Source organism: Rahnella contaminans (genome assembly GCF_011065485.1).
GTDB lineage: Bacteria > Pseudomonadota > Gammaproteobacteria > Enterobacterales > Enterobacteriaceae > Rahnella > Rahnella contaminans.
On sequence record NZ_JAADJS010000002.1, the window covers coordinates 822,037 to 848,251 of the forward strand.

Sequence of the window (26,215 nt, forward strand, 5' to 3'; positions counted from 1 at the left end):
GTGTTTGAAAAACGCTTGAAATGACGTGAGCAAAACAGTTATCTAAACCCCAAGTCTGACTTTTAATTTATTTCTCAGGACGGGAAGGACGCAACAATATGACCACAGATTCACGCGAATCAGATTTACGCAAAACAGTGTCAGAAATCGGGCAGGACGAATTTATCTGGCTGGAAGGATTGCGCAATGAAAAAGCGCTGGCCTGGGCACATGAGCAAAATTCGGTCACACTTTCTGCTTTCACGCACGGAAAAGATTTTGACCCGATCCGCGAAAAAGTGCTTCAGGGGCTGAATTCCCCCGAGCAAATTCCGGGTGTCTGGAAATGCGATAACGACTGGTACAACTTCTGGCAGGATGCGAAAAATCCAAAAGGATTATTGCGCAAAACCACGCTCGATGAATTCCGCAAAGCCGAACCGCGCTGGGAAACGGTGCTCGACGTCGATGCGCTGGGTAAAGCCGAAAATATTGAATGGGTTTTCTCGGGCTTCTTGAACCTGAAACCGGGCTTTGAGCGCGCTTTCGTTGTGCTTTCTCCGGACGGCGGCGATGCCTGCGAAGTCCGCGAATTTGATTTGAAAACCAAAGAATTTGTCACCGGCGGTTTTTATCTGCCGGTAGCCAAAAGCCGCATCAGCTGGATTGATGTCGACCATATGTTTGTCGCCACCGATTTTGGCGAAGGTTCGATGACCGATTCCGGCTATCCGCGTATCGTGAAAATCTGGCAACGCGGAACGCCGCTCAGCGAAGCGGTGACGGTTTACAGCGCCGGGCAAAAAGACATGATGGCTGCGGGTTATCAGGGATCTGACGGGGACATTAAACGCAATTACGTGGTGCGGGTTATCGACTTCTATCATCGCGAAGTTTTTCTGGTGGACGAGACCCGCTCGCTGGTCAAAATCGACATTCCGGACGATGCCAAATTCACCACCTGGCAGGAATGGATCCTTATCGAACCGTCCAGCGAATGGCAGGTGAATGGCCAGCGCTGGCCGTCAGGTTCATTGCTGACGATGAATTTTGACGCCTTTATGGCAGGTGAGCGCACGCTGAAACCGCTGTTTGTTCCTGATACCGGTTCCGCGCTCAGCGGCGTGACGCAAACCCGCGATCAGCTCAACGGTTACTCACATACCCGTGATCACATCATTCTCAGCCTGACCCGTGATGTGGTAAATCGCCTTGAAGTGCTGACACCAAAGAATGGCGAATGGCAGCGTGAACCGTTCGGGCATGTGCCGGAGCTGAGTAAAATCAGCGCCTGGGGCGTGGATGATAAAACCAACGAATACTTCATGAGCGTCAGCGGTTTCCTGCAACCCGCCAGCCTCTCGCTGGGCAATCTGGACAACGGCGCTAACGCCGAAGCCGAATTGCTGAAACAGGATCCGTCGCATTTTGACGCCTCCCGCTATCAGGTCAGCCAGCACTTTGCGCAATCTGACGACGGGACGCGCGTGCCTTATTTCGTGATCAGCCGCAAAAATGTGGTTTATGACGGCAAAAATCCGACGCTGTTATACGGTTATGGCGGTTTTGAAGTGTCGCTGGAGCCGTATTATCTGGGCGTGAGCGGTGTGTCGTGGCTTGATCGCGGCGGCGTTTTCGTGGTCGCGAATATCCGTGGCGGTGGCGAGTACGGGCCTGAGTGGCATAAAGCCGCGCTGAAAGAAAAGCGCCTGCGTGCGTATGAAGATTTTGCTTCAGTGGCGAAGGCGCTGATTGCCAGCCAAATCACGTCACCGGCGCATCTGGCGGCGCAGGGCGGCAGTAACGGAGGCCTGCTGGTGGGCAATATGCTGACACGCTATCCGGAACTGTTCGGCGCGATAGTCTGCGAAGTGCCTCTGCTGGATATGCAGCGCTACACGCAGATTTCCGCGGGGGCGTCGTGGATTGCCGAATACGGCGACCCGCAAAAGCCGGAAGAGTGGGCGTTTATCCGCGAATTTTCGCCATATCACAATATCGACCCGCAGAAAAAATATCCGCCGGTATTGTTCTCGACCGCGACCAGCGATGACCGCGTCGGGCCGGATCATGCACGAAAAATGGCCGCGAAGATGCAGGCACTGGGTATTCCTGACGTGTATTTCTACGAGAACACCGAGGGCGGGCACAGCGCGGCGGCGGACAAAACGCAGTCGGCATTTAAACGTGCTCTGGTGAGCGAGTTCCTGCTGCATTTCATCGGGCGTAAACCGTAACTTCCGCGCACGGCGTTACATGACTGGGCGGGGGAAATTTCCCACTCAGTCATATTTCGACATGTTTTATCAGGCTTTTTCCCTTCCAAAAGCGTTGCCTCGCCCTTCATTCGTTGTTTATTATTTCCGCTTCATTTGATAACAATTATCAAAATCATTTCTTATTCATTCTCATTTTCGGGGATTTGCATGTTAAAGAATACCGCTCGCGTGCTGTCTGTCGCAGGTCTGATGGCCGCTTCATTTTCCACTTTTGCTACCACCTATCCGCTGACTGTTACCGATCTTAGCGGGCAGAAAGTGACGCTCGACAAAGCCCCGCAGCGCATCATCTTGCAGGATGGCCGCGATATTCTGGCGCTTGCTGTGCTGGATAAAGCCGATCCGTTTAAGCGCGTCGTGGCGTGGAACAATCTGCTGAAGACCACCGACAGCGGCACCTGGGACATGCTGAAAAGCAAATGGCCTGAGTCGTCCAAAATTCTGGATATGGGATTCACGGACAAAGGGCAGGTTGATCTGGAAACCGTGATTTCCAAAAAACCTGACCTGATGATTGCGCAGGTACGTGCGAAGAATTCTCTGGCACAGGCGGGTGTTCTGGATAAACTTGCCGCGCTGCACATCCCGGTTGTTTTCGTTGACTACGAAGCGGATCCGGCGAAAGACACGGCACCGAGCATTGAGCTGCTGGGTAAAATTGTGAATAAGGAAGACAATGCCCGCGCGTACACCGCGTTCTATAACGAGCACTTCCAGAGCATTCAGAAAGCCGTTGCTGCTATTAAAAACAAACCAAACGTGTTCATCGAGCCGATTGCCGGTCGCGATGATTCCTGCTGCTTTACTCACGGCGACGCGGGCTGGGGCAAACTGATTCAGGCGGTAGACGCCAATAATATCGGCACCAAATTGCTGCCGGGCGCATCAGGCACGGTTTCTCTGGAGCAGGTGATCAGCATGAAGCCGGATGTTTACATCATGACCGGTTCCGCGCGCCCGAGTAAAAACGGTTCCGTGACCCACATTCTGCCGTTCGGTTATGGCGCGAATGAGGCCAGCATCGACAAGGAAGCGAAAGTTCTGCTTTCCCGCACCGGTGTGGCGCAGATCCCGGCGGTCAGCAGCCAGCACGTTTACGGCGTTTACCACCAGTTCTACAACCACCCGTACAATATCGTCGGGATGGAATATCTGGCGAAATTCATTTATCCGGAACAGTTTAAAAATCTGGATCCGGCAAAAACCTACCACGACCTGGTGCGTAACTACACCAATCTGCCGGATCAGGATTTCATTCTGGGCTGGTCACCGAAGAAATAAGTCTTTGAGCCTCCCCGCCTGTGGTCTCGCAGGCGGGTTTTCAACCCCGTCACGGCGCTTCTGCACAAACTTTACCTCCGTCACATTTGTTGACACTCCGTTAATTCATACAAAAATATAACTGTATTACTGTATCTGCATAACGCCGACTGGCGTAGTACGACACATCAACAAGGTGAATTTATGCAATCTGAAGAACAGCGTTTAATTGACGGGCTTTTTAGTCGTTTACAACAGGCTGAGTCCAATACGGCACCGCGCGATGCGGAAGCTGAACGTGTGATTCAGGCCCATATCCGCCAGCAACCGTCAGCCCCTTATTACATGGCGCAGGCGATGATTATTCAGGAAGCGGCGCTGACCAAGCTGAATGCTCAGGTGAAGGAACTGCAACAGCAAAACGAACAGTTGCAACAGCAGGCACAGAACGCGAAACCGCAAAGTACCGGTTTCCTCGCCGGGCTGTTTGGCGGTGGTTCGGCACAGCCTGAACCCGCGCGTCAGTCTTCACAAGGCAGCCAGCCAATCCCGGGTACGCAAGCCTGGGGCGCACAGCCTCAGCAGCAACAATACGCGCCACAACAGCAGGCTCCGGCTCAGGCCGCGCCACAGGCACCGGGCTTTCTGGGCAGCGCATTGCGGACTGCCGCCGGTGTTGCGGGTGGGGTTGTGCTGGCAGATATGCTGACCGGAATGTTCCATCACAGTCAGCCGCAGGAAATCGTCAATATCATTGAAGAGCCGCCCGTGCAGGATCTGAATCCTGCCGACAGCAGTTTCCTCGACAACTCACAGGGTTTCGACAGCAATATACCGTCCTGGGAAGATGCCTCGTTGCGTAACGATAATTCGGATTTAGGGTTTGGTTCTGACGACTTTGATTCCGACGATTATAGCAACGACGATGATTCGTTTTTCTAACCGCTTGATGTCAGAAGGCTATTAAAGGCCGTTCTGACAGCAGAAAACGGCGGCAGAAAGTGAAGAGTGAGAGCTTTATCGCTTATTGCCATCAGAATTCTGGACAAAAGTTAAATCTGTTGCTGTACTGTATTTGACACACGTTTTGTGTCCAACATTCACGTAAAGGTAAGTTTGATGTCTAAGATTAAAGGTAGCGTTAAGTGGTTCAATGAATCTAAAGGTTTTGGTTTCATTACCCCTGAAGATGGCAGCAAAGATGTTTTCGTTCATTTCTCTGCTATTTCCAGCAATGGTTTCAAGACCCTTGCTGAAGGCCAACGCGTAGAGTTCGAAATCACCAATGGTGCCAAAGGCCCGTCGGCTGCTAACGTTATCGCTATCTGACTTTAGCCGATTTCTTAAAAAACCCGCCGAAGCGGGTTTTTTTTTGCCTGGACATTAGTGCGTATAACGGTAAACCCTTACGCGGTTTTGCGCACCAGCGTCACGAACATCAAAATAGCGATCGCGTAACAGCCTAAAATCGTCAGGCCCATGGACAACGCAGGCATGCTGCCAAAACCGGTGACCGGTACGGCAATCGCACCCAGCGCAAACATACACACGCCAAGCAGCGCAGACGCGCTCCCCGCATTTTTCCCCTGACTTTGCATCGCCAGCGACCCGGCGTTCGGCCCGATAATCCCTATCACCATCACCGAGAAGAACAGCGGAATCAGCAGCGTCACCAGCGGCGCATTCAGGCTGGCAGCCATCACCAGCGCAACAGATGCCACGGCCGCTATCACTAACCCGGCTTTAACGAGCGCCATTTCACCGAAACGGCGGCTGAGGCGCGTGGAAACCTGCGCAGAAATCACCAGCCCGATACCGTTAATGGCAAAACACAGGCTGAACATCTGCGGGCTAAGATGGTAAATCTGTTGCAGTACGAAAGGCGAAGCGCCGATGTAGGCGAACATCCCCGCCATGATAAAACCTTGCGTCAGGCACAACCCCATAAACGGACGGTGTCCCAGCAGGCTGAAAACGGAACCGAGCATGCTGAAAATACCGCCTTGCGCACGGCGTTCCGGCTGCAAGGTTTCATGCAGTTTCAGGGATGAGAAGCTGAACAGCAGGATGGCAATAAAGGCCAGCACAGCGAAAATTCCCCGCCAGTTCATCCAGCTGAGCATGGCGCCACCCAGCACCGGCGCGATAATCGGCGCCAGTCCGTTTACCAGCATCAGCAGCGCGAAGAACCGTGTGAGTTCATGGCCGTTATACAAATCTCTGGCGACGGCGCGTGAAAGCACAGCGCCGCCTGCGCCCGCAATGCCCTGTAACAGACGGGCGACAATCAGCTGATTGATGTCCTGCGCGACGGCGCACCAGACCGATGCCGCGAGCAGTAACGCCAGAGACCACAGCAAAGGGCGCATGCGGCCATAACGATCGCTGAGCGGGCCAAATAATAGCTGGCCGAAACCGAGGCCGAGTAAACCCGCGGTCAGGCTCAGCTGAGCGCTGGCGGTGGAAGTGTTGAGATCGCCGGCCATTTCAGGCAATGCTGGCAAATATAAATCTGTACATAGCGGGCCGAGGGCGGCAAGCGAGCCGAGAACCAGGGCGTAACCGAGGCGTTTTTCTTGCAGATGAGCGCTCATGGTAAAAGTTTATTCCAGTTTGCTGGTGGTTAAATCCGTGCCAAAGAGATCCTGGAAGTAGCGATTGTATAAAGCTTCCAGATGCTCTGCGTCGGCGTGAACGGTAGTCATACGTCGGAATGCGGTGCCTTCACAGATCACCGCCAGAGATTCGACTTTTGCCGTCATTTCAGCCTCTGAAAATTGCGGGAAAGTTGCACTGAGAAGGGATTTTGCTTCGCTGAACAGTTGTTTTTCTGAATCGCGCCAGATTTTTTCCACGATAGGATTGCGGGTCGCTTCTGCGGCAACCTCAAGCATCAGCGCGTGGTCAATCTCTGCCTGTTCTTTTTGTTCGATACACTGATCCTCTTTATAAGGCGCGCTTAAATTGCCAATCCGGCGGTGTGCCAGGTTATGAGCAACCTGCTGCAAGTTATGCGCGTTGCCGGTCATCAGGCGGATTTTCTTCATCACGATGCGACGAACAATTTCTTCGATGATGGCGTCTTTATTAGCGAAATACCGGTAGATCTGCCCCACACTGAGCTGCGACGTTTTGGCGATTTCGGCCATGCCTGCACCATGAAAACCGTGTTTGCGAAAACACAGCCGGGCGGCGGCAATGATCTGGTCGCGTCGCGCACTGATGCGCGCGTCTTTACTGCAAAGTTGTGGGTGAAGCATGGATACCTGGCACCTCTGTTGAAAATGAGTGTGAACGATCATTCTCAATTATAGGCAATAAGGAGGAACAGGTAAATATTTGTATTATGAATGGAATGAAAAGTGACGCTTCGTTTCAGTGTGTTTTCACGGATCCAGAAAGGCCGACGGCGCATCCATCAGGAATGCGCCGTCGGCGGAAAAGGGTGTACTACGGGCGCGCAGGGCGCATCTGTCTAACTAAAATATGCCTGTAAAAAAGCCACTACAGTAAGAATACAGAGGGCAACAACCAGAAATTCAGAAGACGTTTTTGGAACAGAAAACATGGCATACCTCAATTTATAAACCTGAGCGGGTTTTGCCATTATCTGCAGATAACATGAAGGAAACATTAAGAAACGCAGAGAAGGGGTGAAGCTGTGTCACAAATTTGTTACAGCGATGCCCGTTGTCATAAAAAAGGCATCGCCGGAAGGTAGGATCAGTGCGCCGTGTACCAGCTGACCAGCATGAAGCCGAGCAACGTCAGGGCAATCGAGCCGAAAAGATTAAGCGCGATATTGAGCAGGGCATCGCCAAAACGGCCCATTTGCAACAGCGTAACAACTTCCAGGGAAAACGTGGAAAAGGTGGTCAGCCCGCCGCAGAAACCGGTCGTAATGAGCGCTTTAACCACCGGATCGACGCTGTTCATGCGGCCAAAAATCGCGATGGCCAGGCCAATAATAAATGCGCCGATGAGATTGACGGCCAGCGTACCGAGAGGCACCACAGGCGTGATCACATTCATTTTGAGCCCGAGATACCAGCGAGCGACACTACCAACCGCACCACCAATCAACACAGCAAGAAAGGTACTGAACATAAAAAAAACCTTAAAAAAAAGTGAAATTCAGAAAGGCCCGGGCACGACGCTACGAACCTCTCACGAGATTGCGTAGACATCATCAGCCGGTAAAGGCGGTTTGGGAGGAATGTCATCTCCATATTGCAGGCAGTAAGTTTACCGTGTGTGATAGTGATTGTGTAGCCGCGAATGAGAAACAGATTTTAACAAGGAAATAGCCATGTTAATCAGAGAAGGTGATGTAAACGACGCACAGGTTCTGGCGGGATTACTCGGCGATTTGGATTATCCCAATACGCCGGAAGCGATCGCTGAGCGGATTGTCGTAATGGCCGCCAATCCGGACAGCCGTTTGCTGGTAGCAGAGAACGAAGGGCGCGCCGTCGGTTTTATTTCGCTGCATTTTATCCCGCAAATCGCCCTCGCCGGTGAATTCTGCCGGATCAGTTATTTGTGCGTGAGCAGTGAATCGCGTGGCGAAGGTATCGGGCAACAATTGCTCGATGAGGCTGAAAGGCTGAAAGGCTGGCCGGCGACCGTGGCTGTGACCGGATGGAAGTTCACAGCCATACGCGCCGTGTCCGCGCGCACGTGTTTTATGCCCGCGCGGAATATGAGGAATCGCCTAAGTATCTGATGAAAAAGCTGACGCCCCGCTGATCATCATGCGCCCAGCGCCAGAACGATGGCGTCGGCAATCAGGTCCACTTTCTCAGGTTTAATCTGGCTGGTGCTGATACGGATAAACTGCCCCGGCCCAATGCGGCTGCGCTCGCCGGGCAGAACAGCAATGCCGCGTGCCGCCAGCGTGACCAGCGCAAACTGTTCCGACGGAACGGGGATCCACATTGCCAGCCCGTCGCGTTCCGGGATATTTACTCCGCGAATGCGCAGCGCGTCAGACATCGATTTGCGGCGCTGAGCGTAAACCGCTTTCGCATGGGCAATGCTTTCCTGCGTTTTAGAATCCTTGATCAGCCACGCCAGAGCTTCCTGCAAAATTCGGCTCGACCATCCCGCTCCGAAGTTCCGGAATGATTTGATTTGTTTGATCAAATCCGTCGAACCGGAAATCACCGCCAGCCGTAAATCCGGCCCGTAAGCTTTGGAATACGAACGGACATGTACCGTGCGATCCGGCAATACGCTGCCCATGCTGACGGGCGCGTAGCGGGATAATTGCCCGATGCCGTCATCCTCAATAATCAGCGTATTGGTGTGGCGGAGAATTTCGGCCAGCTCCGCGTAACGCTCCGCATTCATGGCGTGACCGCAGTGCGAATGGGTGCGCGGCTGGTAAATAAACGCGGACGGATTTTTGGACAACGCCAGACTCAGAGATTCCGGCGTCGGGCCGAACTCATCGCATTTTACCGGGATCACCTGCGCGCCGAGATTATCCAGCATATCGAGCAAACGCGTGGCGGTCGGGTCTTCAATCGCCACGACGGAACCTTGCATCAGCAGGGTTTGTAGCGTGAGGTTCATGCCGTCAAATCCGCCGTCGGCAGACATGAACGCCGGTGCGTCGTAAGGCCAGTCCTGACGTGCGGCTTCCAGCAGCGAAGGCGCGATGGCTTCGCGCTGATAGCTATTCAGGTTATCTGCGCCAACGCCGTGCTGCATGGCTTCTCGCAAATCAGGCAAAAGCGCCGGATCGGGCGATGACAGCGCGAGATCCGCAATAATATGCTCGCCAAAGTTACCGATTTTTTCAAACCTTGCCGGGCGCGGCGACAGCATGTCACCGCACACCCAGACGCCGTTGCGGCCTCGCCCGGCGATCACTTTTTGGCGCCGGAGCTGACCCCAGGCGGCAGATACCGTGGCCGGGCTGACGCCCAGCGCCTGCGCCAGTTCACGGACAGCGGGCAGATGCGTGCCGATCTCGATGACGCCGGACCGGATCATCGCCGCTGTTTCAATTGCAATGCCCCGCATCGAACGATCCTGTAATTGTGTCGCTAACCATTCTGCATCCAGCGTTTTTTCGAGGGGTTTATCTGCCATGTTTTTGCCTTTTGTTCAGTAACAAAGATTCTATTGTACATATTAATTTATGCCATTAGTATCAAACTTAGCCAACGGAGGCGATAAAATAATCACATTACGCTGAACATGATCTCCTTCGTAAAAGAATTTGGTGCGTTTCCGATAAGGTTTGTAAACGCACAGTTGTCTTTCTGCATATCAACCATGCTGACACTTAAGGGGATAGATGTGACGATTACCATCAGGCTGGCTGTTCGTGACTGGGATTATTTTACGCCGCTGGCGTTGGGCGACCTTAAACCTGAAGGGTTTAATCTCGAGATAGATCGCGTGGGAACGCTGGTGGATAACCTGGCGACCAGTGATAAATATGACGCGGGTGAAGTCTCTTTCAGCCGTTATGCGCAGGGGCGGGCTCGCGGTGAATCTGATCTGCTGGCGATCCCACACTTTCTGATGCGTGGTTTCCGCCAGCGCTGCATCATCACCCGTGAAGACAGCCCGCTGACCGAACTTTCTCAGCTGGCAGGCAAGCGCATTGGCCTGACCGGCTGGCAGGATTCCGGCAACACCTGGACCCGTACGCTGCTGGCGCTGGAAGGCGTCGGTATTGAAGACGCAAACTGGTACGTTGGACGTCTGACGGAATCGCATCCGGTTGTCGATCGTCTGGCCGGGTTTGGTCGCGAAGGGCGCATTGAAGCGGTGCCCGAAGAGCGCCCGATGATGGAACTGTTGCAGGAAGGCTGGCTGGACGCCGTATTCACGCCATTCATGCCTGACGGTTTCTTCAAGCCTGATTCCGGTTTCCGTCAGTTCCAGCCTGATTTCCGTGCGGCAGAGCTGGCCTATTTCAACCGCGTGGGTTACATCCCCGGCATTCACCTGCTGGCGATTAAACCTGCCCTGGCCGAAGAACATCCGTGGCTGCCGCAGGCGCTGAGTGAAATCATCGACCGTTCTTATCAGGTCTGGATGGATAAACGCGCAAAATATGCTGATACCACACCGTGGTTGCTGGACGACTTGCGTCGTACAGTGGTTGATTTACCTGCGGACTGGAACGCAAACGGTTTCGCCGCCAATGAAAAAATGATCGACGATTTTGCACATGAATTATATGCCCAGAAGCTGACGGCGCAGCGCCTCACACCGGCTGATTTGTTCCCTCAGTTCGCCACACAAAAGTGACGGGAGAGTAAAAATGAAAGTTGCATTAGGTCAGTTTGCTGTTTCCCGCGAATGGGAAGCCAACGTTGAAACCTGCCTTTCGCTGATGGCGAAATCTCTGGAAGCAGGCGTGGATTTACTGGTGCTGCCGGAAGGTATTCTGGCGCGCGACATCACTGATCCTGATCTGGTTCTGAAAGCCGCACAACCGCTGGATGGTCCGTTCGTCAGCCAGCTGGTGGCCGCCAGCCGCAGCAATCAGATGACGACCATGATGAGCGTTCATACGCCTGCACCCGATGGTCGCGCATGGAACGTACTGATTTCTATCAGGAATGGTGAAATCATTTCAGAATACCGTAAGCTGCATCTTTACGATGCGTTCTCCTCGCAGGAATCTAAAAACGTCACGCCGGGCAGCGATGTACCACCACTGGTTGAGGTTGCAGGGTTTAATGTCGGCCTGATGACCTGTTACGACGTGCGTTTCCCTGAGCTGGCGCGTCGTCTGGTACTTGATGGCGCGGACGTCCTGGTCTTGCCGGCTGCGTGGGTCAAAGGTCCGCTGAAAGAAATGCATTGGGAAGTGCTGGTCACAGCCCGTGCGCTGGAAAACACTACGTATATGGTCGCTGTCGGCGAATGCGGTGAACGTAATATCGGTAACAGTATGGTGGTCGATCCGCTGGGCGTGGCGATTGCCCGCGCGGCTGAAGCCCCTGCACTGGTTTTTGCTGAGCTGGACAAAGATCGTCTGGCGCATGCCCGTAAAGTATTGCCTGTGCTGGCGAACCGCCGCTTCGGTTTGCCGCAACTGCGCAATGACTGAACCTGACTGCAGCCGGTCCTCAACGGTTGCACCGTCCGGTGAATAAAGCCGTACCGAGCGCCTCACCAGGGAACTCGTTTTTCATAAGACTTAAACACGATCTGAGCCAGGGAAGGTTTTCATTATAAATACACAACATTCATAAACTCACAGACCGACTTTTTACACAGAGGAATAAGAAAATGATGGCAAAACAATTACGTCAGGCTGCTGCACTGACCGCTGCATTACTTTCCGTAACGTCCATGAATGCCTTTGCTGCTGAAACGGTGGCGATCCCGGCTCAGACGATGGATCCGGCAATTCACGCCAAATTACCTGCGGATATTCAAAAATCCGGTGTGATGACCTCTGTGAACAACGGCTCGTTTCCTCCGTACGAAATCGTGACCGGGGCGAATGGCCTGGATGGCGCGAGTGCGGATCTGGCGCATGCACTGGCAGAAGTGCTGGGTGTGAAAATTGAGCACGCTTCCGTAAGCGGTTTATCCGGCATCCTCAGCGGAATGGCTGCAGGGCGTTATCAGATGGGTATCGGCCCGATTGGTGATTACCCGGATCGTCAGGCGAAAAATGATTTTATTGATTTTGTAAAGGAGTTCGTGGTGTTCGGCGTGCGTAAAGGCAACCCGGAAAACATCAATTCTCTGGATGATACCTGCGGTAAACGCATCGCCGTCATGGCGGGTGGATCTGCCGAACAGGTGATCCGTAAGCAGTCTGAAGTGTGCGTGAAAGACGGTAAACCGGCGGTTACCGTGCAATCTTTCTCTGACCAGCCTACCTCGATTCTGGCCGTGCGTTCTAACCGTTCGGACGCGTTCTTCTCTTCTCAGGCACCGCTGACCTATTTCGTTGAGAAAGCGAATGGCCAGCTGGAACTGACCGGCACCGGCAAATCCAACGGTTTTGGCGATATTTTCCAGGGAACGGTGGTCGCGAAGGATTCTCCTGTACGTGACGCTATTCTGGCGGGATATCAGAAACTGTTCGATAACGGGACTTACGCCATCATCATGAAAAAATGGGGTCTGGAAGGCAACATGATCCAGGCGCCGGGGATCAATCTGGCAAAGGCACAACCTAAATGACTGATAAAACGTATAGTTCAAAGCCGGCAGTCAAGGACGACTATACGCAGGATCCACGACGTAACGTTGAATTCTCCCACGCGCCACGCAACATTGGCCGTTGGATTGCGTGGATTGTCGCGCTGCTGATTGCCGCCGATGTGATTTGGGCCGTTTCGCATAACCCTAATTTCGAATGGCATGTGGTCGCGCAGTGGTTCACAGAAGCGACGATCATCAAAGGCCTGGGCGTTACGCTCGGCCTGACCGTGGTGTCCATGTTGATCGGGGTGTTCATCGGCCTGATGCTGGCGATCGCCCGTTTGTCTGACAGCCTGTTGCTGCGCAAACTGGCCGGTTTATACATCTGGTTTTTCCGTGGCACACCGCTGCTGGTGCAGCTTTTATTCTGGTACAACATGTCGACGCTGTTCCCCCGCGTAGTGATCGGCATCCCGTTTGGGCCGGAATACATGAGCTGGAATACCAATGATCTGATCACCCCGCTGACGGCGGCGATTGCCGGTCTGGCGCTGAATGAAGCGGCGTATATGGCGGAAATCATTCGTGCCGGTTTGCTGTCGGTTGATAACGGTCAGGCCGAAACGGCGCAGGCCTTCGGGATGAGCCGTGGCCGTGCGCTGCGCCGGATTATCATTCCACAGGCGATGCGTTCGATTATTCCGCCAACAGGTAACCAGCTGATCAGTATGATCAAAGCGACATCGCTGGTCAGTGTGATCGCAATGGGCGATTTACTGTACTCGGTGCAAACCATTTACAACCGCACCTTTGAAGTGGTGCCGATGTTGATGGTGGCGGTGGTCTGGTATCTGCTGATCACCTCAGTGCTGAACCTCGGCCAGTCGGCGATTGAACGTTATTATTCCCGTGGCACACGTCGCACGGTGGCGAGCGCCAAGCGTCGTCAGGAAAATGCGGAAGAAAAAGGGGTTCCTGTTATGAATCCACCGGGCCTGGCCCGCAAGGAGGACTTATGAGTCAACTTTCTGCCGACGCGCAGTCATCCGAAACGGCATCTCTGGTTGTTGCCCGTAATGTGCATAAAAGCTATGGCGATAACGAAGTGCTCAAAGGCATTGATCTGGATGTCAAACCCAGCGAGGTGGTGGTGATTTTGGGGCCTTCCGGGTCCGGGAAATCCACATTCCTGCGTTGTATTAACCATCTGGAAGATATCGACCGTGGCTCAATCATGGTGGGTGGCGAGCAAATCGGTTACGAGCTGCGTGGCGACAGGTTGCATAAATTATCCGAACGGGCGATTGCGCGCCAGCGCCGTGATATCGGGATGGTATTCCAGCAATTTAACCTGTATCCGCACATGACCGTTTTGCAAAATATTATTGAAGCGCCGGTCGGTGTGCATAAGGAAAGCCGCCATGAGGCCGAAAAATATGCCCGTGAGTTGTTGCAGAAAGTCGGGCTGAGCGACAAAGCCGATGCTTATCCGCGTCATCTTTCCGGTGGTCAGCAGCAACGAGTAGCGATTGCCCGCGCGCTGGCGGTGAAACCGAAACTGATGTTGTTTGATGAGCCGACATCGGCGCTCGACCCTGAACTGGTGGGTGAAGTGCTGGCCACGATGCGTGATCTGGCGCAGCAGGGGCTGACCATGATTGTGGTCACGCATGAGATTGGGTTTGCAAAAGAAGCGGCTGACCGGGTGGTCTTTATGGATCGCGGTTATGTGGTCGAGCAGGGTGCTGCGGATGAAGTGCTGGTCAATCCGCAGCATCCGCGTACTCAGGCGTTTCTCAGCCGCTTTATCTGACGTTTACAACAGGAAAACCAGACGGGCTGAAACCGGGAACCGGGCGAGATTAACTTGCCGTTTCCACCCGGTTCCGCCCGTTTTTTTTGGCTTCATACAATGCGTGGTCAGCGGCATTCAGCCAGTGTGTCGCGGTTTCCTGAACGTCATCACATTCAGCAATACCCGCGCTGATGTGGATTCTCAGGTCAGGATGTTGCGGAAACAGGCTGTTATCCAGCCGGCTTTGCAAACGTTCTATCGCGCGCCGGGCCTGTAGCTCCGTGCTGTGCGGCAAAATAGCGGCGAACTCATCACCCCCAAACCGGCCGATAATATCGGCGGCGCGCATCGTATGCTGTAATTCCTGTGCCAGCAGAATAATGGCCTGATCGCCGACGCTGTGCCCGTAATTGTCGTTGATGGCCTTAAAGTGATCGATGTCGATCAGCACCAGCGTGGTCTTATGCCGGTAGCGGCGGAAGCTTTCCAGCTCGGTGTTAAGCAGCGATTCCCAGTGGCGACGGTTGTACAGCCCGGTCAGTCCGTCGCGCACACTGATTTGCATGATGGCCTGTTTATGTTCGGCCAGTTTTCGGGATGTGCGGTAGGTGACGTTGCCGAGAAAAATCGGGTAAATCATGATCATTGGCAGGCAGAGATAAAGCTGGAACGGCGTGGTTTCGGGCATGAAGGGGATATCGGCGACAAGCAGTAGCGCAATGGCAACCGTAATTTGCGCGATAACGCACCGGAAGAATAACCGCTGGCCGCCTGCGGAGATATTATTCATGCCCATCATGGCAAATATGGTGGCAGAGGGCAGGGCGTTGAAGCCCATCATTGCAATCCATATGCCGCCGAAAATGGCGTCGGCCTTCAGGTTATTGATTTCACTGTTAAACGGGCTTGCCGAACGCTTTGCTTTCCAGTAGGCAATGTGCGGCCAGATGAATCCGTTTAAAAACAGCAACAGCCAGAGCCAGACGGGCGTTGTGTGCTCAATCATCACCGAGCCGACACAAAAACTGCCCGTTCCCAGCCCGACGATGCGGGGCAAATAAGTCCTTTTGGCAAAACGTATTCCGGAATGATGAGTATCGTTAACCAGAGTCGTATGAAGCTTTTTCGGCATCGGTTCTCATTACAGGGTCAGTTAACCCGGGTTAATAATCTGGTCGAAATCAAATTTGAAGGTGTTTTACAGATTTTAAAAACTGAAAGACTTTATGAGCGTGCTATTCAAGCTCATAATAGCTTACTCTGGTCACAATGCGCACAGTTCTGGATCCGTTCTGTTACATTTTCGGGTTGTATTAACGTCGCGAATGGCCGTTAATAACGGCAAATTGTCACTGCTGTATTCCAGCACTCAGTGTAAAGAAGGTATGTATGGAAGGTCTAAGTATTACTAAATTGTTGGTGGTCGGCGTGCTGATCGTTCTGTTGTTCGGTACCAGCAAACTGCGTTCTCTGGGCGGTGACCTGGGTGCAGCACTGCGTGGCTTCAAGAAAGCCATGAATGATGATCCGGCGCCTGCTGAAAAAACCACTGCCGAAGAAAAACCAGCCGAGCGTGTCGAACACAAAGACTGAGTTTTTACGGAATTAATTCCGGTTACAAATTTCGGGCATTAAAAAAGGTTGTTCTTATGAACAACCTTTTTTGCGTTTTGGGCATCAAGAAGTAACGAGATATTACTTCACTTCTAACCCTTTGGCTTGCAGATCGGCGTGATAAGACGAACGCACGAACGGGCCACAGGCGGCGTGCGTGAAGCCCATTTCCATCGCCGCTTCTTTCATCTGGTCAAACTCTTCCGGGCTGACGTAACGCTGCACCGGCAGGTGGTGACGGCTGGGTTGCAGATACTGACCCAGCGTCAGCATGGTGACGCCGTGGCGGCGCAGGTCACGCATCACTTCGATGATTTCTTCGTTTGTCTCACCCAAACCGACCATCAGGCCTGATTTGGTTGGGATTTCCGGATGCGCTTCTTTGAAACGTTGCAGCAGCGTCAGTGACCATTCGTAGTTAGCGCCCGGACGAACCTGACGGTAAACGCGCGGCACGTTTTCCAGGTTGTGGTTAAACACATCCGGCGGGCTGGCGTTGAGAATATCCAGGGCGCGATCCATACGGCCACGGAAATCGGGTACCAGTGTCTCGATTTTGATGGTCGGGTTTTTAGCGCGGATCGCCGTGATACAGTCGGCAAAGTGCTGCGCGCCGCCGTCACGTAAATCATCACGGTCAACCGAGGTGATGACGACATAACGCAATCCCATATCCGCGATGGTTTGTGCCAGTTTTTCCGGCTCATTGGTATCCGGCGCGGTTGGACGACCGTGTGCCACGTCGCAGAACGGGCAGCGGCGGGTACAAATTGCGCCGAGGATCATGAAGGTCGCGGTGCCGTGGTTAAAGCACTCTGAAAGGTTTGGGCATGCAGCCTCTTCACAAACGGAGTGAAGGCCATTCTTGCGCAGTGCGGATTTAATGCCCTGAATTTTCGTTGAGTCCGCAGGCAACTTGATTTTCATCCATGCCGGCTTACGTAACATTTCCTGCCGGTCACTGACCACGGTTTTCACCGGGATTAACGCCATCTTATCTGCATCGCGGTATTTGACGCCGCGTTCCATCTGAATCGGTTTACTCATAATCTTGCAGCTTCCAGGTTCGTCTCTCGTAACTCGAGTTTTTTCAGGACATTCAATGAACTGGCTGATTCATCAAAAAAAGTAGAAATAATGCGGAAATTATATCATTGAAGCATCACCGGATTCAGCCTTTACACATAGCCTGAAGTGCTAAACGCTGCATTTTTTTAACCTGAAGAAGATTTTTTCCTTAAAAAACTAGTCTTATTTATCACTTAATTTTTTGATATATATAATTTTTTAAGTGCGACTCTCGTTATCTTCTTCTGGTGTTAATGGTGTGTAAATATTTTCGCCGATTCCGAAAATTCAGCCGGAAGACGTCAGCGATTCATCCTGTGAGAAAGCCAGTTTGATCGCATCAATAATCATGCTCAGCGTTTTATCGCTTTTTGCCGTTTTGTTGTAATACATGATGATATCAAATGACACCGCTGGAATATCCGATTCGAGGATATCGACCGGAAAACTTTTTTGCAGCAGTTCGACCATTTTTCTCGGCAATATCCCCAGCAAATCGGTGTTGGAAACCATCGAGAGAGAGTTTATTGCGTTATAACTGGTAAACACTATAGGGCGATCTGGCAGGAAACCGCTGATTTCAAATTGTATACGCTTGAGATCGCTGGCGTTTGTCACCACGGTGGTCTGCGGCATGGCCAGAGCCTGTTGGAGCGTAATGGTTTTATCCAGCGTCGGGTGATTCTTTCTGCACACAAATACCGCGGTATCTGACATCAGCCGGATGCCTTTCAGTGACTTGTTAAACAGCGGGCTGGTATCAATCACTAAATCCGCACGATGTTGGATCAGCGTATCTTCCGGATCGCTGAGCGGCAGGTGTTTCAGCGTGTAGTTGCTGTTGATTTTCATCAGCTCTTTGAGGATCAGCGGAAACGTTTGTAGTGCGACATACGGGTAACAACTGATGGTCAGTACGCGGGATTTGTCGTTATCGTGCGTAAAGTCCAGACCGGTGAGAATCGAACTCAAACCCTGACTGATGTGCTGATGCAAATTAATGGCATACGCCGTCGGGCTGATACCTTGTCCGTTACGGATAAACAGCGGATCGGGAAAGGTATTGCGTAATTTCTGAATGGACTGGCTGACTGAAGACGGCGTCAGGTTCAGCGCTTTCGCGGCGTGAACAATGCCTTTATGCAGATATACCGCTTCGAAAACGGTGAGCAAATTGAGATCAAGGTTATGAAGCTTATTCAGGCTGGCACTAATATCGTTATCATCCATAAATATTTCCCGGCAGTGTGAAGGACTGTCCCGGTTATTAGCCGGGAAGTATGCTTATCCGTAAGCGATAAAATGCTAAGAAGTTCAGCGGGTGATAGTAAACCAGAATGCGAAGTAAAACTGCTAAAACGTTGATAAGTCTGATGGTAAAGCACAGGAATCAGAGCGGCGAAGTCGCGTACTGCTCAATTTGCCAGGGCAGATAATCAACTTGCTGATAATCAAGACGATGATTAAAGGATTTCACCAGAACCGGCATAACCTGGTCAACGGTCAGTCCCGGTTTTTCCTGGCTGGCCTGCGTCATTTCCAGACCTGCATACCCGCACGGATTAATCCGGTGAAACGGCTCGAGATCCATATCAATATTCAATGCCAGACCGTGCAATGAACATCCTTTTCGAATGCGCAGGCCGAGGGAACAAATCTTTTTGCCATCGACATAAACGCCGGGCGCATCGGCACGCGGGTAGGCATCGATAGAAAAGTGCGCCAGCGTATCCACTACGGTTTGTTCGATAGCCGTGACTAACTGACGGACGCCCAGTTTTTTCCGTTTCAAATCGACCATCACATACATCACCTGCTGGCCCGGTCCGTGATAGGTGACCTGACCGCCGCGATCGCTTTGGATCACCGGAATATCGCCGGGCATTAAAACATGCTCTGCCTTTCCTGCCTGACCCTGAGTGAAGACGCGCGGATGCTGAACCAGCCAGATTTCGTCCAGCGAGTCGGCGTTCCGGTGCTCAGTGAAATGGTGCATGGCCAGAGAGACAGGCTCATACGGCTGAAGGCCAAGCTGGCGCAGTACGATACGTTCTTGCGGATTATGTGATTGCACGGCAGTTATCGTCAGTAGGAGGAGGGAAACGCGCGACAGAATTTCTCTCGCGCGGGTCGGTCAGAAAGGGCTTACAGCACCATGCGGACAATTTCGATATTACCCAACTCAGAATACAGGGTTTCGACCTGATCGATGTGGGTGGCGGTGATCGTAATTGAAACGGAGTGGTAATTCCCTTTACTGCTCGGTTTTACCTGAGGATTGTAGTCGCCAGGCGCATGGCGTTGCACGACTTCCACAACCTGGTCCACCAGCTCGGGTTGTGCCAGGCCCATTACTTTGTAGGTAAAGGAGCAAGGGAATTCGAGCAGTTCGTTCAGTTTGGTTTTCATGTGCACTCCAGCGTATTAAGTATTATCTCTGAAAGTATAACTCCCGCCGAAGCGGGAGCCATAATCTATACCGATTATATGGGGATTGTTGCAAACTTTTTCAAGCGGACAACTTAGCCAAACCAGTGGTGGAACATCAGCTTGATATAATCGACGATGCGGCCGAAGAAACCGCCTTCTTTCACTTCGTTCATCACGACCAGCGGACGTTCATCAATGGTTTTACCATCAAGCTGGAAATTGATTGAACCCACGACCTGATTTTTCTGCAATGGCGCGTGCAGTTCAGGTGTGTTCAGCACATAGCTGGCTTTCAAATCTTTCATGCGGCCACGCGGGATGGTCAGATAAGCATCTTTCTCAACGCCCAGCGCAACGCGATCGGTATCACCAAACCAGACTGGCTCAGAGGCGAATTCTTTACCTGCTTTCAACGGAGATACAGTTTCGAAGAAACGGAAGCCCCAGGTCAGCAGTTTTTTGCTTTCAACTTCACGGCCTTTATAAGTATGCCCGCCCATGACAGCAGAAATCAGACGCATCTGGCCTTCTGTTGCGGATGCCACCAAGTTATAACCCGCGGAATCGGTATGGCCGGTTTTGATGCCGTCAACGTTCAGGCTGTTATCCCACAGCAAGCCGTTACGGTTCATCTGGCGGATATTGTTGAAGGTGAATTCTTTTTCTTTATAGGTTGCGTACTCTTCCGGTACATCGCGGATCAGCGCCTGACCAATCAACGCCATGTCGCGAGCAGAACTGTACTGACCGGCGGCATCCAGACCATGGACGGTACCGAAATGGGTGTTTTTCAGGCCCAGCGCGTTCACGTAGTTGTTCATGATGGCAACGAACGCATCCTGACTTCCGGCGACGTGATCGGCCATTGCCACACAGGCATCGTTGCCTGATTGCAGAATAATGCCGCGGTTGAGTTCAGAAACTGGCACGCGATCGCCGGGTTTGAGGAACATTAGGGAAGAACCTTTGAACACCGGATTACCGGTTGCCCAGGCGTCCGGCCCCACGGTGACGATGTCGGTCGGAGAGATTTTGCCGGCTTTGATGGACTGACCGATGACATAACTGGTCATCATTTTGGTCAGGCTGGCGGGGTCTCGGCGCGCATCAGCATTCATTTCCGCCAGAACTTTGCCGGAGTTGTAGTCGATCAGGACGTAGGCTTCTGCATCAATTTGCGGAACGCCAGGGATCATTGTTTTTAAATTAACATCGTCGGCATAGGCGGACGCTGCACTGAAAGTGATAACGGTGCCAAATGCGAGGCTTTTGACTAAACGTGAAGTGTTTACAAGTTTCATGATCGGGACAACAACATCCGTGGAGGTAAGTGATAAACGTGCGCCACTATAGCAGAAGAGTCATAAGTCAGACATCTTCGATTACCGGCGCTTACTGACTTTTACTTATAAGAAAAGGGACTTATAAGTCCGGGGCCTGAGCCCCGGAGGGGTATTACATGCTGGCAGTGACAAAAGATTGCTGTTGGGCTTCGCTGGCGAGCCGCTGTTGCAGTTGAACCGCCTGCTGGCGCGTGCTGAAGGGCCCAAGCTGAACGCGGTAAGTACTGCCATTGGCCTGCACTTTGCCCGGAACGTTGAAGCGCTGGCTCAGGCTTTTCTGCCATAACTGTGCGTTTTGAGGATTACTCAGCGCACCGACCTGTACCATATAACCAGAACTCGGAATGGCAGTAGTATGCGCTGGTGCGGCGGCAACCGGCGCGGCAGAGGCCGCGATAACCGGTGCTGCGCTGGCTGTTACCACCGGCGCGACAGGTTCGCTGCCTTCAAGTACGCCTGCGCGCAATGGCGTTGGCGCACTCAGAAAACCCCCACCGCCGCTGTTGCCGGACATTGTGGTAGCAGCAGGCACATTTGCGTTGCTGCTGTCTTCGTCATTGGTCAGCGGTGCTGCGTTCGGGTTGCTCAGCGTACTGTTGCTGATCGGGCGCACATCAGAAGTGTTCACCGGTTCTGAGGACAGCGTCGGCGTTCCCATGCTGCTGGCACCCAGGCTCGGGCGCGATGGCAGGGCGTAGGATTGCTTGGCCACAGTGGTACCGATGGTGCCCGGGCCAGACATCGTACCGTCCGGCGCAACGTTAATGAAATCAACGCGGACTTTGGTGCTGTTAGTCAGGTTCAGACGATCTGCCGCAGCCTGAGACAAATCAATAATTTTGCCCGGAACATACGGGCCGCGGTCATTTACACGCACCACCAGCATACGTCCGGTTGCCATATTGGTAACGCGCACATAGCTTGGAATTGGCAGGGTAGGATGCGCCGCCGTCATGGCTGTCGGGTCGAATTCTTCACCAATTGCCGTGGTATTGCCGCCGTTTTCCTGACCGTACCAGGCTGCCTGACCGACTTGTGAGAAGTTTGACGGATCTTTGACGATTTTATAGGTTTTACCGTTGACGGTATAATCCTGCATCGTGCCCTGATTATAAGGTTCGTAACGCGGATCAGCCCCGCCGATTTCCACCACAGGGCCGTTGTAGGCTTGTTGCGGTGCCGGTTGTTGTTGCTGAGTATCATCAGTGGTGCAGCCACTTAACAGCAAACCGATAATGACAGCTCCAAGCCACTCCTTACGCATTGCTCACCTCTATAAATTTTTTGACAACATTTTTCGATGAGTATGTATCGACATGACGATACCAAACCCTGCCATTAGCACGATGAGTGCCGACCCGCCATAGCTGACCAGAGGCAAAGGTACCCCAACTACCGGGACAATACCACTGACCATACCGATGTTAACAAACACATAAACGAACAGAATCAACATCAAACCACCGGACATTACGCGCCCAAATGTGGTCTGTGCATTGGCCGCGATCACCAGCCCGCGCATGATAAGGCACAGGTAAAGCCCGAGCAGAACCAGCACGCCGATAAGGCCCAGTTCTTCGGCCAGTACGGCAAAGATAAAGTCGGTATGACGCTCTGGCAAAAATTCCAGCTGTGATTGCGTTCCGTGCAACCAGCCTTTGCCGGAGAGACCGCCGGAGCCAATCGCAATCTTCGACTGAATAATATGATAGCCCGCCCCGAGCGGATCGCTCTCCGGATCAAGCAGCATCATGACGCGGTCTCGCTGATAATCGTGCATCAGGAAGAACCACAATATCGGAATAAAGGCAGCGACCAGAATGGCGGCGACCGCAATCAGTTTCCAGCTCATGCCCGACAGGAACAGGACAAACAGGCCGGATGCGGCAATCAGAATTGACGTCCCCAGATCCGGCTGCGCAGCAACCAGCAGAGTAGGGATGAAAATCAGCGCCAGCGCAATCGCCGTATTTTTCAACGACGGCGGGCAAACGTCGCGGTTGATAAAGCGGGCGACCATCAGCGGAACGGCTATTTTCGCCAGCTCTGACGGCTGAAATTTGATAATCCCTAAATCCAGCCAGCGTTGCGCGCCTTTACTGATACTGCCAAACGCATCGACCAGCACCAGCAGGAAAACGCAGAATATATAGAGATAAGGTGCCCAGCTTTCATAAACGCGCGGAGGGATTTGTGCCATCACCAGCATAATCACCAGACCCATCAGGATCTGGCCGATTTTACGTTCCATCATGCCCATGTCCTGACCGCTGGCGCTCCACATCACGAACGCACTGTACGTCAGCAGCGCAAGTATGATCAGCAACATGGTCAGGTCGATGTGCATTTTCGACCACAATGATCTTTTTTGTTGGTTCTCAGTCATTGCCGGTTAATCACCTTCAGTTCCCGGTGGCGCGGGTGCGTCAGCCGGCAGTTGTGTCGTGTTATCGCCCAGTAAAATATGGTCGAGTATCTGCCGCGAAATTGTCCCTACCGCCGGGCCTGCACCACCGTTTTCCAGCACTACAGCAACGGCGACGGTTGGTTTGTCATACGGCGCGAAAGAGGTCATCAGTTTGTGGTCACGCAGATGTTCAGCAATCTTATGCGCATTATAGATTTCATTGGCTTTCAAACCGTAAACTTGTGCTGTCCCGGATTTTGCGGCCGCTTTGTAAGGCGCATCGGCGAAATATTTACGGGCCGTGCCGTTCGGACGGTTGGCAACACCATACATCCCGTCTTTCGCAATTTCCCAATAGCCGGAATGGATATCGCCAATCTGCGTGGTTTCCTGCTGCTGATACGGCACCTGTTTGCCATCAACTTTCGTGCTCAGCAACAGGTGCGGCGTTTTGACATTGCCGTCATTAATCAGCGTGGTCATGGCTTTCATGATTTGCACCGGCGTTGCGGTCCAGTAACCCTGGCCTATACCGACAGGAATAGTGTCACCCTGATACCACGGTTTTTTAAAGCGTTTAAATTTCCAGTCGCGGTTTGGCATATTGCCGCTGCGCTCTTCGGATAAGTCGATACCGCTGTACTGACCATAGCCGAATTTCCCCATCCATTCAGAAAGACGGTCAATCCCCATATCGTACGCAACCTGGTAGAAGAAGGTATCCGCGGATTCCTCAAGGGCTTTGGTCACATTCAGGCGGCCATGACCCCAGTGTTTCCAGTCACGATAGCGCTTGTCTGAGCCGGGTAACTGCCACCAGCCGGGGTCAAACAGAGAGGTGTTTTTGTTGATCACACCGGTCGTCAGCGCCGACACGGAAATATACGGTTTCACGGTTGACGCCGGCGGGTAAACGCCTTGCGTGGTACGGTTGATCAGTGGTTTGTTCGGATCGTTTAACAACGAACTGTAGTCTTTGCTGGAAATCCCGTCGACGAACAAATTCGGATCATAGCTTGGGTTAGACACCAGCGCGCGGATTGCACCATCACGCGGATCAGTAACCACCACGGCGGCGCGGCTGCCGGTCAGCAGGACTTCAATATATTGTTGAAGCGGCAGGTCGATGGTCAGATAAATATCTTTCCCGGCCTGAGGCGGCTCCTCATGCAACTGACGGATCACGCGGCCACGGTTGTTAACTTCCACTTCTTCATAGCCGGTTTTGCCGTGAAGCGTGTCTTCGTAAAAGCGTTCTATGCCGAGTTTGCCAATATCGTGCGTTGCGGCGTAATTTGCCAGAATGCCGTCTTTATCCAGACGCTCAACGTCACGATCGTTAATTTTCGAAACGTAGCCGATAACATGCGTGAGGGCTGAGCCATATGGATAATAGCGGCGCTGATAGCCTTTGACTTCAACGCCGGGAAAATGGAACTGGTTCACGGAGAAACGCGCGACCTGAACTTCGGTCAGTGCCGTTTTCACCGCGATAGACGTAAAGCGTCGCGAACGCTGGCGCTCTTTTTTGAAGTTCTCGATATCGTCCGGGGTTAAATCGACGATAGGTTTCAGCCCTTCGAGCGTGGCCTGAAGATCATCGACTTTTTCGGGCACAAGTTCGAGCTGATAAATCGTGCGGTTTAACGCCAGCGGGGTTCCGTTGCGGTCATAGATAATGCCGCGGCTTGGCGCAATCGGCACCAGCTTGATACGGTTATCATTGGAACGGGTCTGATAATCCTGAAAACGGACAATCTGCAGGTTATACAAATTGAAAGCCAGGATACCACTAAGTAGCAGAATGCCGATGAACGCCACCAGTGCACGGCGCACAAAGAGGGCTGATTCAGCCGTATAGTCGCGAAAAGGGTTACGATCTATTTTCATCCCACTACTTAATTCATGTTGCTGACATTCACCACCCGTTATTCGCGGTGGTATGGATGATTAGTGGTAATACTCCAGGCGCGGTAAAGGCTTTCCGCGACCAGAACCCGAACCAGCGGGTGAGGAAGTGTCAACGGAGAGAGCGACCAGCTCTGTTCCGCTGCGGCTTTACAGGCCGGTGCCAACCCTTCCGGGCCGCCGATTAACAGGCTGACATTTCGTCCGTCCTGTTTCCAGCGTTCCAGTTGTTGTGCCAGTTGCGGGGTTTCCCACGGTGTGCCCGGAATATCCAGGGTCACAATGCGATTACCTTTACCGACAGCAGCCAGCATCTGTTCGCCTTCTTTTTCAAGAATGCGTTTGATATCAGCGTTCTTACCGCGTTTCCCTGCCGGAACTTCAGTCAGTTCAAACGGCATATCTTTCGGAAAACGGTGCAGGTAATCGTTAAAACCGGTTTGTACCCAGTCAGGCATTTTTGTGCCGACGGCGACAAGTTGCAGTTTCACGCATTAACCCCAGAGTTTCTCGAGCTCATAAAGCTGACGGCTTTCTTCCTGCATGACGTGAACGATGACTTCGCCCAGATCGACAACAACCCAGTCGGCTTCGTTGATGCCTTTCACGCCCATCGCGTCCATACCGGCCGCTTTCACTTCTTCAACCAGATGTCCGGCGATAGCCACTACATGGCGGCTGGATGTACCGGTACAAATAATCATGCAATCAGTAATACTGGATTTACCTTTAACATCAATGGCAATGATGTCTTGTGCTTTCAGGTCGTCGACTTTATCGACAACAAAATCTTGGAGCGCTTTACCTTGCAAAGGTTCCCCCTGGGGATGTTTGAAACAATTGACCTCACAAGACAGCCGCCGGTGAATCACCGAAGCAAAGGCCTGTCTCATGATGGATACACATAGCGGTTATCAGGAAAACAACTGAAAACGTTTAACAATCAATACATTGTATTGGTTAATCACGCAGCGTTATCGAGAGCCGAAATTAAGCGGCG

At 52.6% G+C, this 26,215-nt stretch carries 25 protein-coding genes, 1 pseudogene and 1 riboswitch; of the genes and pseudogenes, 11 read left to right on the forward strand and 15 right to left on the reverse strand.

Translation table 11 applies throughout. The annotated features are described in order from the left end of the window. Positions 1 to 98 precede the first annotated feature (98 nt). The 4 genes from GW579_RS12915 to cspE all read left to right on the forward strand — a co-directional run bounded on the left by GW579_RS12915 (position 99) and on the right by cspE (position 4,847). Positions 99 to 2,216 carry a prolyl oligopeptidase family serine peptidase gene (locus GW579_RS12915; protein ID WP_165059399.1) on the forward strand — a complete coding sequence of 706 codons (2,118 nt, stop codon included), beginning with the start codon at positions 99 to 101 and terminating at the stop codon, positions 2,214 to 2,216. A 189-nt stretch (positions 2,217 to 2,405) separates the two neighbouring features. Then, positions 2,406 to 3,539, forward strand: a complete 1,134-nt coding sequence (locus GW579_RS12920) for an ABC transporter substrate-binding protein (RefSeq protein WP_165059401.1) — start codon at positions 2,406 to 2,408, stop codon at positions 3,537 to 3,539. A 183-nt stretch (positions 3,540 to 3,722) separates the two neighbouring features. After that, on the forward strand, positions 3,723 to 4,460 hold the full coding sequence (locus GW579_RS12925; RefSeq protein WP_165059403.1) for a DUF2076 domain-containing protein: 738 nt from the start codon (positions 3,723 to 3,725) through the stop codon (positions 4,458 to 4,460). A 177-nt stretch (positions 4,461 to 4,637) separates the two neighbouring features. After that, entirely contained in the window at positions 4,638 to 4,847 is a 210-nt protein-coding gene (cspE, locus tag GW579_RS12930) for a transcription antiterminator/RNA stability regulator CspE (protein ID WP_009636912.1), read from the forward strand. Positions 4,848 to 4,924: 77 nt separating this feature from the next. On the opposite strand, the gene GW579_RS12935 is transcribed toward cspE, so the two are convergent. The 3 genes from GW579_RS12935 to crcB form a co-directional block, all read right to left on the reverse strand. Further along, positions 4,925 to 6,112 carry a multidrug effflux MFS transporter gene (locus tag GW579_RS12935; RefSeq protein WP_152326421.1) on the reverse strand — a complete coding sequence of 396 codons (1,188 nt, stop codon included), beginning with the start codon at positions 6,110 to 6,112 and terminating at the stop codon, positions 4,925 to 4,927. A gap of 9 nt (positions 6,113 to 6,121) precedes the next feature. Further along, positions 6,122 to 6,778: a TetR family transcriptional regulator gene (locus GW579_RS12940; RefSeq protein ID WP_152326422.1), complete on the reverse strand. Its 657-nt coding sequence runs from the start codon at positions 6,776 to 6,778 to the stop codon at positions 6,122 to 6,124. A gap of 463 nt (positions 6,779 to 7,241) precedes the next feature. Continuing rightward, complete coding sequence (gene crcB, locus GW579_RS12945) at positions 7,242 to 7,625, reverse strand: fluoride efflux transporter CrcB (protein WP_104922959.1); 384 nt, start codon at positions 7,623 to 7,625, stop codon at positions 7,242 to 7,244. A gap of 66 nt (positions 7,626 to 7,691) precedes the next feature. Beyond that, a riboswitch (Fluoride riboswitch) is annotated at positions 7,692 to 7,754 on the reverse strand. 73 nt (positions 7,755 to 7,827) lie between these two features. Between crcB and GW579_RS12950 the strand changes: the two are divergent. Continuing rightward, positions 7,828 to 8,267, forward strand: a pseudogene (locus GW579_RS12950) (GNAT family N-acetyltransferase). A gap of 3 nt (positions 8,268 to 8,270) precedes the next feature. Here the strand turns inward: GW579_RS12950 and GW579_RS12955 are convergent. Further along, on the reverse strand, positions 8,271 to 9,617 hold the full coding sequence (locus GW579_RS12955; protein ID WP_165059405.1) for an aminotransferase class I/II-fold pyridoxal phosphate-dependent enzyme: 1,347 nt from the start codon (positions 9,615 to 9,617) through the stop codon (positions 8,271 to 8,273). Positions 9,618 to 9,827: 210 nt separating this feature from the next. Here GW579_RS12955 and GW579_RS12960 point away from each other — a divergent pair, with 210 nt between their 5' ends. From GW579_RS12960 to GW579_RS12980, 5 genes are all read left to right on the forward strand, one after another. Continuing rightward, positions 9,828 to 10,790, forward strand: a complete 963-nt coding sequence (locus GW579_RS12960; RefSeq protein ID WP_165059407.1) for a substrate-binding domain-containing protein — start codon at positions 9,828 to 9,830, stop codon at positions 10,788 to 10,790. Between the two features lie 13 nt (positions 10,791 to 10,803). After that, a complete protein-coding gene (locus GW579_RS12965) occupies positions 10,804 to 11,598 on the forward strand; it encodes a deaminated glutathione amidase (protein ID WP_165059409.1) in 795 nt (264 codons plus the stop codon). A 182-nt stretch (positions 11,599 to 11,780) separates the two neighbouring features. Further along, the gene (locus GW579_RS12970; RefSeq protein ID WP_152326427.1) at positions 11,781 to 12,689 is read left to right on the forward strand and encodes an ABC transporter substrate-binding protein; all 909 of its coding nucleotides are present in this window, start codon (positions 11,781 to 11,783) and stop codon (positions 12,687 to 12,689) included. Next, positions 12,686 to 13,669 (forward strand): amino acid ABC transporter permease, encoded by a 984-nt coding sequence (locus GW579_RS12975; RefSeq protein WP_165059410.1) that lies wholly within the window; start codon positions 12,686 to 12,688, stop codon positions 13,667 to 13,669. Before GW579_RS12970 ends, GW579_RS12975 begins: the two co-directional genes overlap by 4 nt. After that, positions 13,666 to 14,463, forward strand: a complete 798-nt coding sequence (locus GW579_RS12980; RefSeq protein ID WP_152326429.1) for an amino acid ABC transporter ATP-binding protein — start codon at positions 13,666 to 13,668, stop codon at positions 14,461 to 14,463. The genes GW579_RS12975 and GW579_RS12980 overlap by 4 nt, the downstream gene beginning before the upstream one ends. Positions 14,464 to 14,512: 49 nt before the next feature. Here GW579_RS12980 and GW579_RS12985 read toward each other — a convergent pair whose 3' ends face one another. Further along, a complete protein-coding gene (locus GW579_RS12985; RefSeq protein WP_165059412.1) occupies positions 14,513 to 15,577 on the reverse strand; it encodes a diguanylate cyclase in 1,065 nt (354 codons plus the stop codon). A gap of 257 nt (positions 15,578 to 15,834) precedes the next feature. Between GW579_RS12985 and tatE the strand changes: the two genes are divergently transcribed. Further along, positions 15,835 to 16,038, forward strand: coding sequence for a twin-arginine translocase subunit TatE (gene tatE, locus GW579_RS12990; RefSeq protein WP_095921144.1), 204 nt, complete (start codon positions 15,835 to 15,837; stop codon positions 16,036 to 16,038). 102 nt (positions 16,039 to 16,140) lie between these two features. On the opposite strand, the gene lipA is transcribed toward tatE, so the two are convergent. From lipA to rsfS, 10 genes are all read right to left on the reverse strand, one after another. Beyond that, positions 16,141 to 17,106: a lipoyl synthase gene (lipA, locus tag GW579_RS12995; protein WP_152326431.1), complete on the reverse strand. Its 966-nt coding sequence runs from the start codon at positions 17,104 to 17,106 to the stop codon at positions 16,141 to 16,143. A gap of 309 nt (positions 17,107 to 17,415) precedes the next feature. Next, positions 17,416 to 18,357 (reverse strand): YbeF family transcriptional regulator, encoded by a 942-nt coding sequence (locus GW579_RS13000; protein ID WP_152326432.1) that lies wholly within the window; start codon positions 18,355 to 18,357, stop codon positions 17,416 to 17,418. 160 nt (positions 18,358 to 18,517) lie between these two features. Continuing rightward, positions 18,518 to 19,201, reverse strand: coding sequence for a lipoyl(octanoyl) transferase LipB (lipB, locus tag GW579_RS13005; RefSeq protein ID WP_165059414.1), 684 nt, complete (start codon positions 19,199 to 19,201; stop codon positions 18,518 to 18,520). Positions 19,202 to 19,272: 71 nt separating this feature from the next. Continuing rightward, positions 19,273 to 19,536, reverse strand: coding sequence for a DUF493 family protein YbeD (gene ybeD / locus GW579_RS13010; RefSeq protein WP_101075657.1), 264 nt, complete (start codon positions 19,534 to 19,536; stop codon positions 19,273 to 19,275). Positions 19,537 to 19,649: 113 nt separating this feature from the next. After that, complete coding sequence (dacA, locus tag GW579_RS13015; protein WP_101075658.1) at positions 19,650 to 20,858, reverse strand: D-alanyl-D-alanine carboxypeptidase DacA; 1,209 nt, start codon at positions 20,856 to 20,858, stop codon at positions 19,650 to 19,652. Positions 20,859 to 21,012: 154 nt separating this feature from the next. Beyond that, the gene (rlpA, locus tag GW579_RS13020; RefSeq protein ID WP_165059416.1) at positions 21,013 to 22,164 is read right to left on the reverse strand and encodes an endolytic peptidoglycan transglycosylase RlpA; all 1,152 of its coding nucleotides are present in this window, start codon (positions 22,162 to 22,164) and stop codon (positions 21,013 to 21,015) included. A gap of 9 nt (positions 22,165 to 22,173) precedes the next feature. Then, entirely contained in the window at positions 22,174 to 23,286 is a 1,113-nt protein-coding gene (mrdB, locus tag GW579_RS13025; RefSeq protein ID WP_112287630.1) for a peptidoglycan glycosyltransferase MrdB, read from the reverse strand. 6 nt (positions 23,287 to 23,292) lie between these two features. Further along, complete coding sequence (gene mrdA / locus GW579_RS13030) at positions 23,293 to 25,197, reverse strand: peptidoglycan DD-transpeptidase MrdA (protein WP_152326435.1); 1,905 nt, start codon at positions 25,195 to 25,197, stop codon at positions 23,293 to 23,295. Between the two features lie 38 nt (positions 25,198 to 25,235). After that, on the reverse strand, positions 25,236 to 25,706 hold the full coding sequence (gene rlmH, locus GW579_RS13035) for a 23S rRNA (pseudouridine(1915)-N(3))-methyltransferase RlmH (RefSeq protein ID WP_013576495.1): 471 nt from the start codon (positions 25,704 to 25,706) through the stop codon (positions 25,236 to 25,238). A gap of 3 nt (positions 25,707 to 25,709) precedes the next feature. Further along, a complete protein-coding gene (gene rsfS / locus GW579_RS13040; RefSeq protein ID WP_152326436.1) occupies positions 25,710 to 26,027 on the reverse strand; it encodes a ribosome silencing factor in 318 nt (105 codons plus the stop codon). Positions 26,028 to 26,215: the final 188 nt, after the last annotated feature.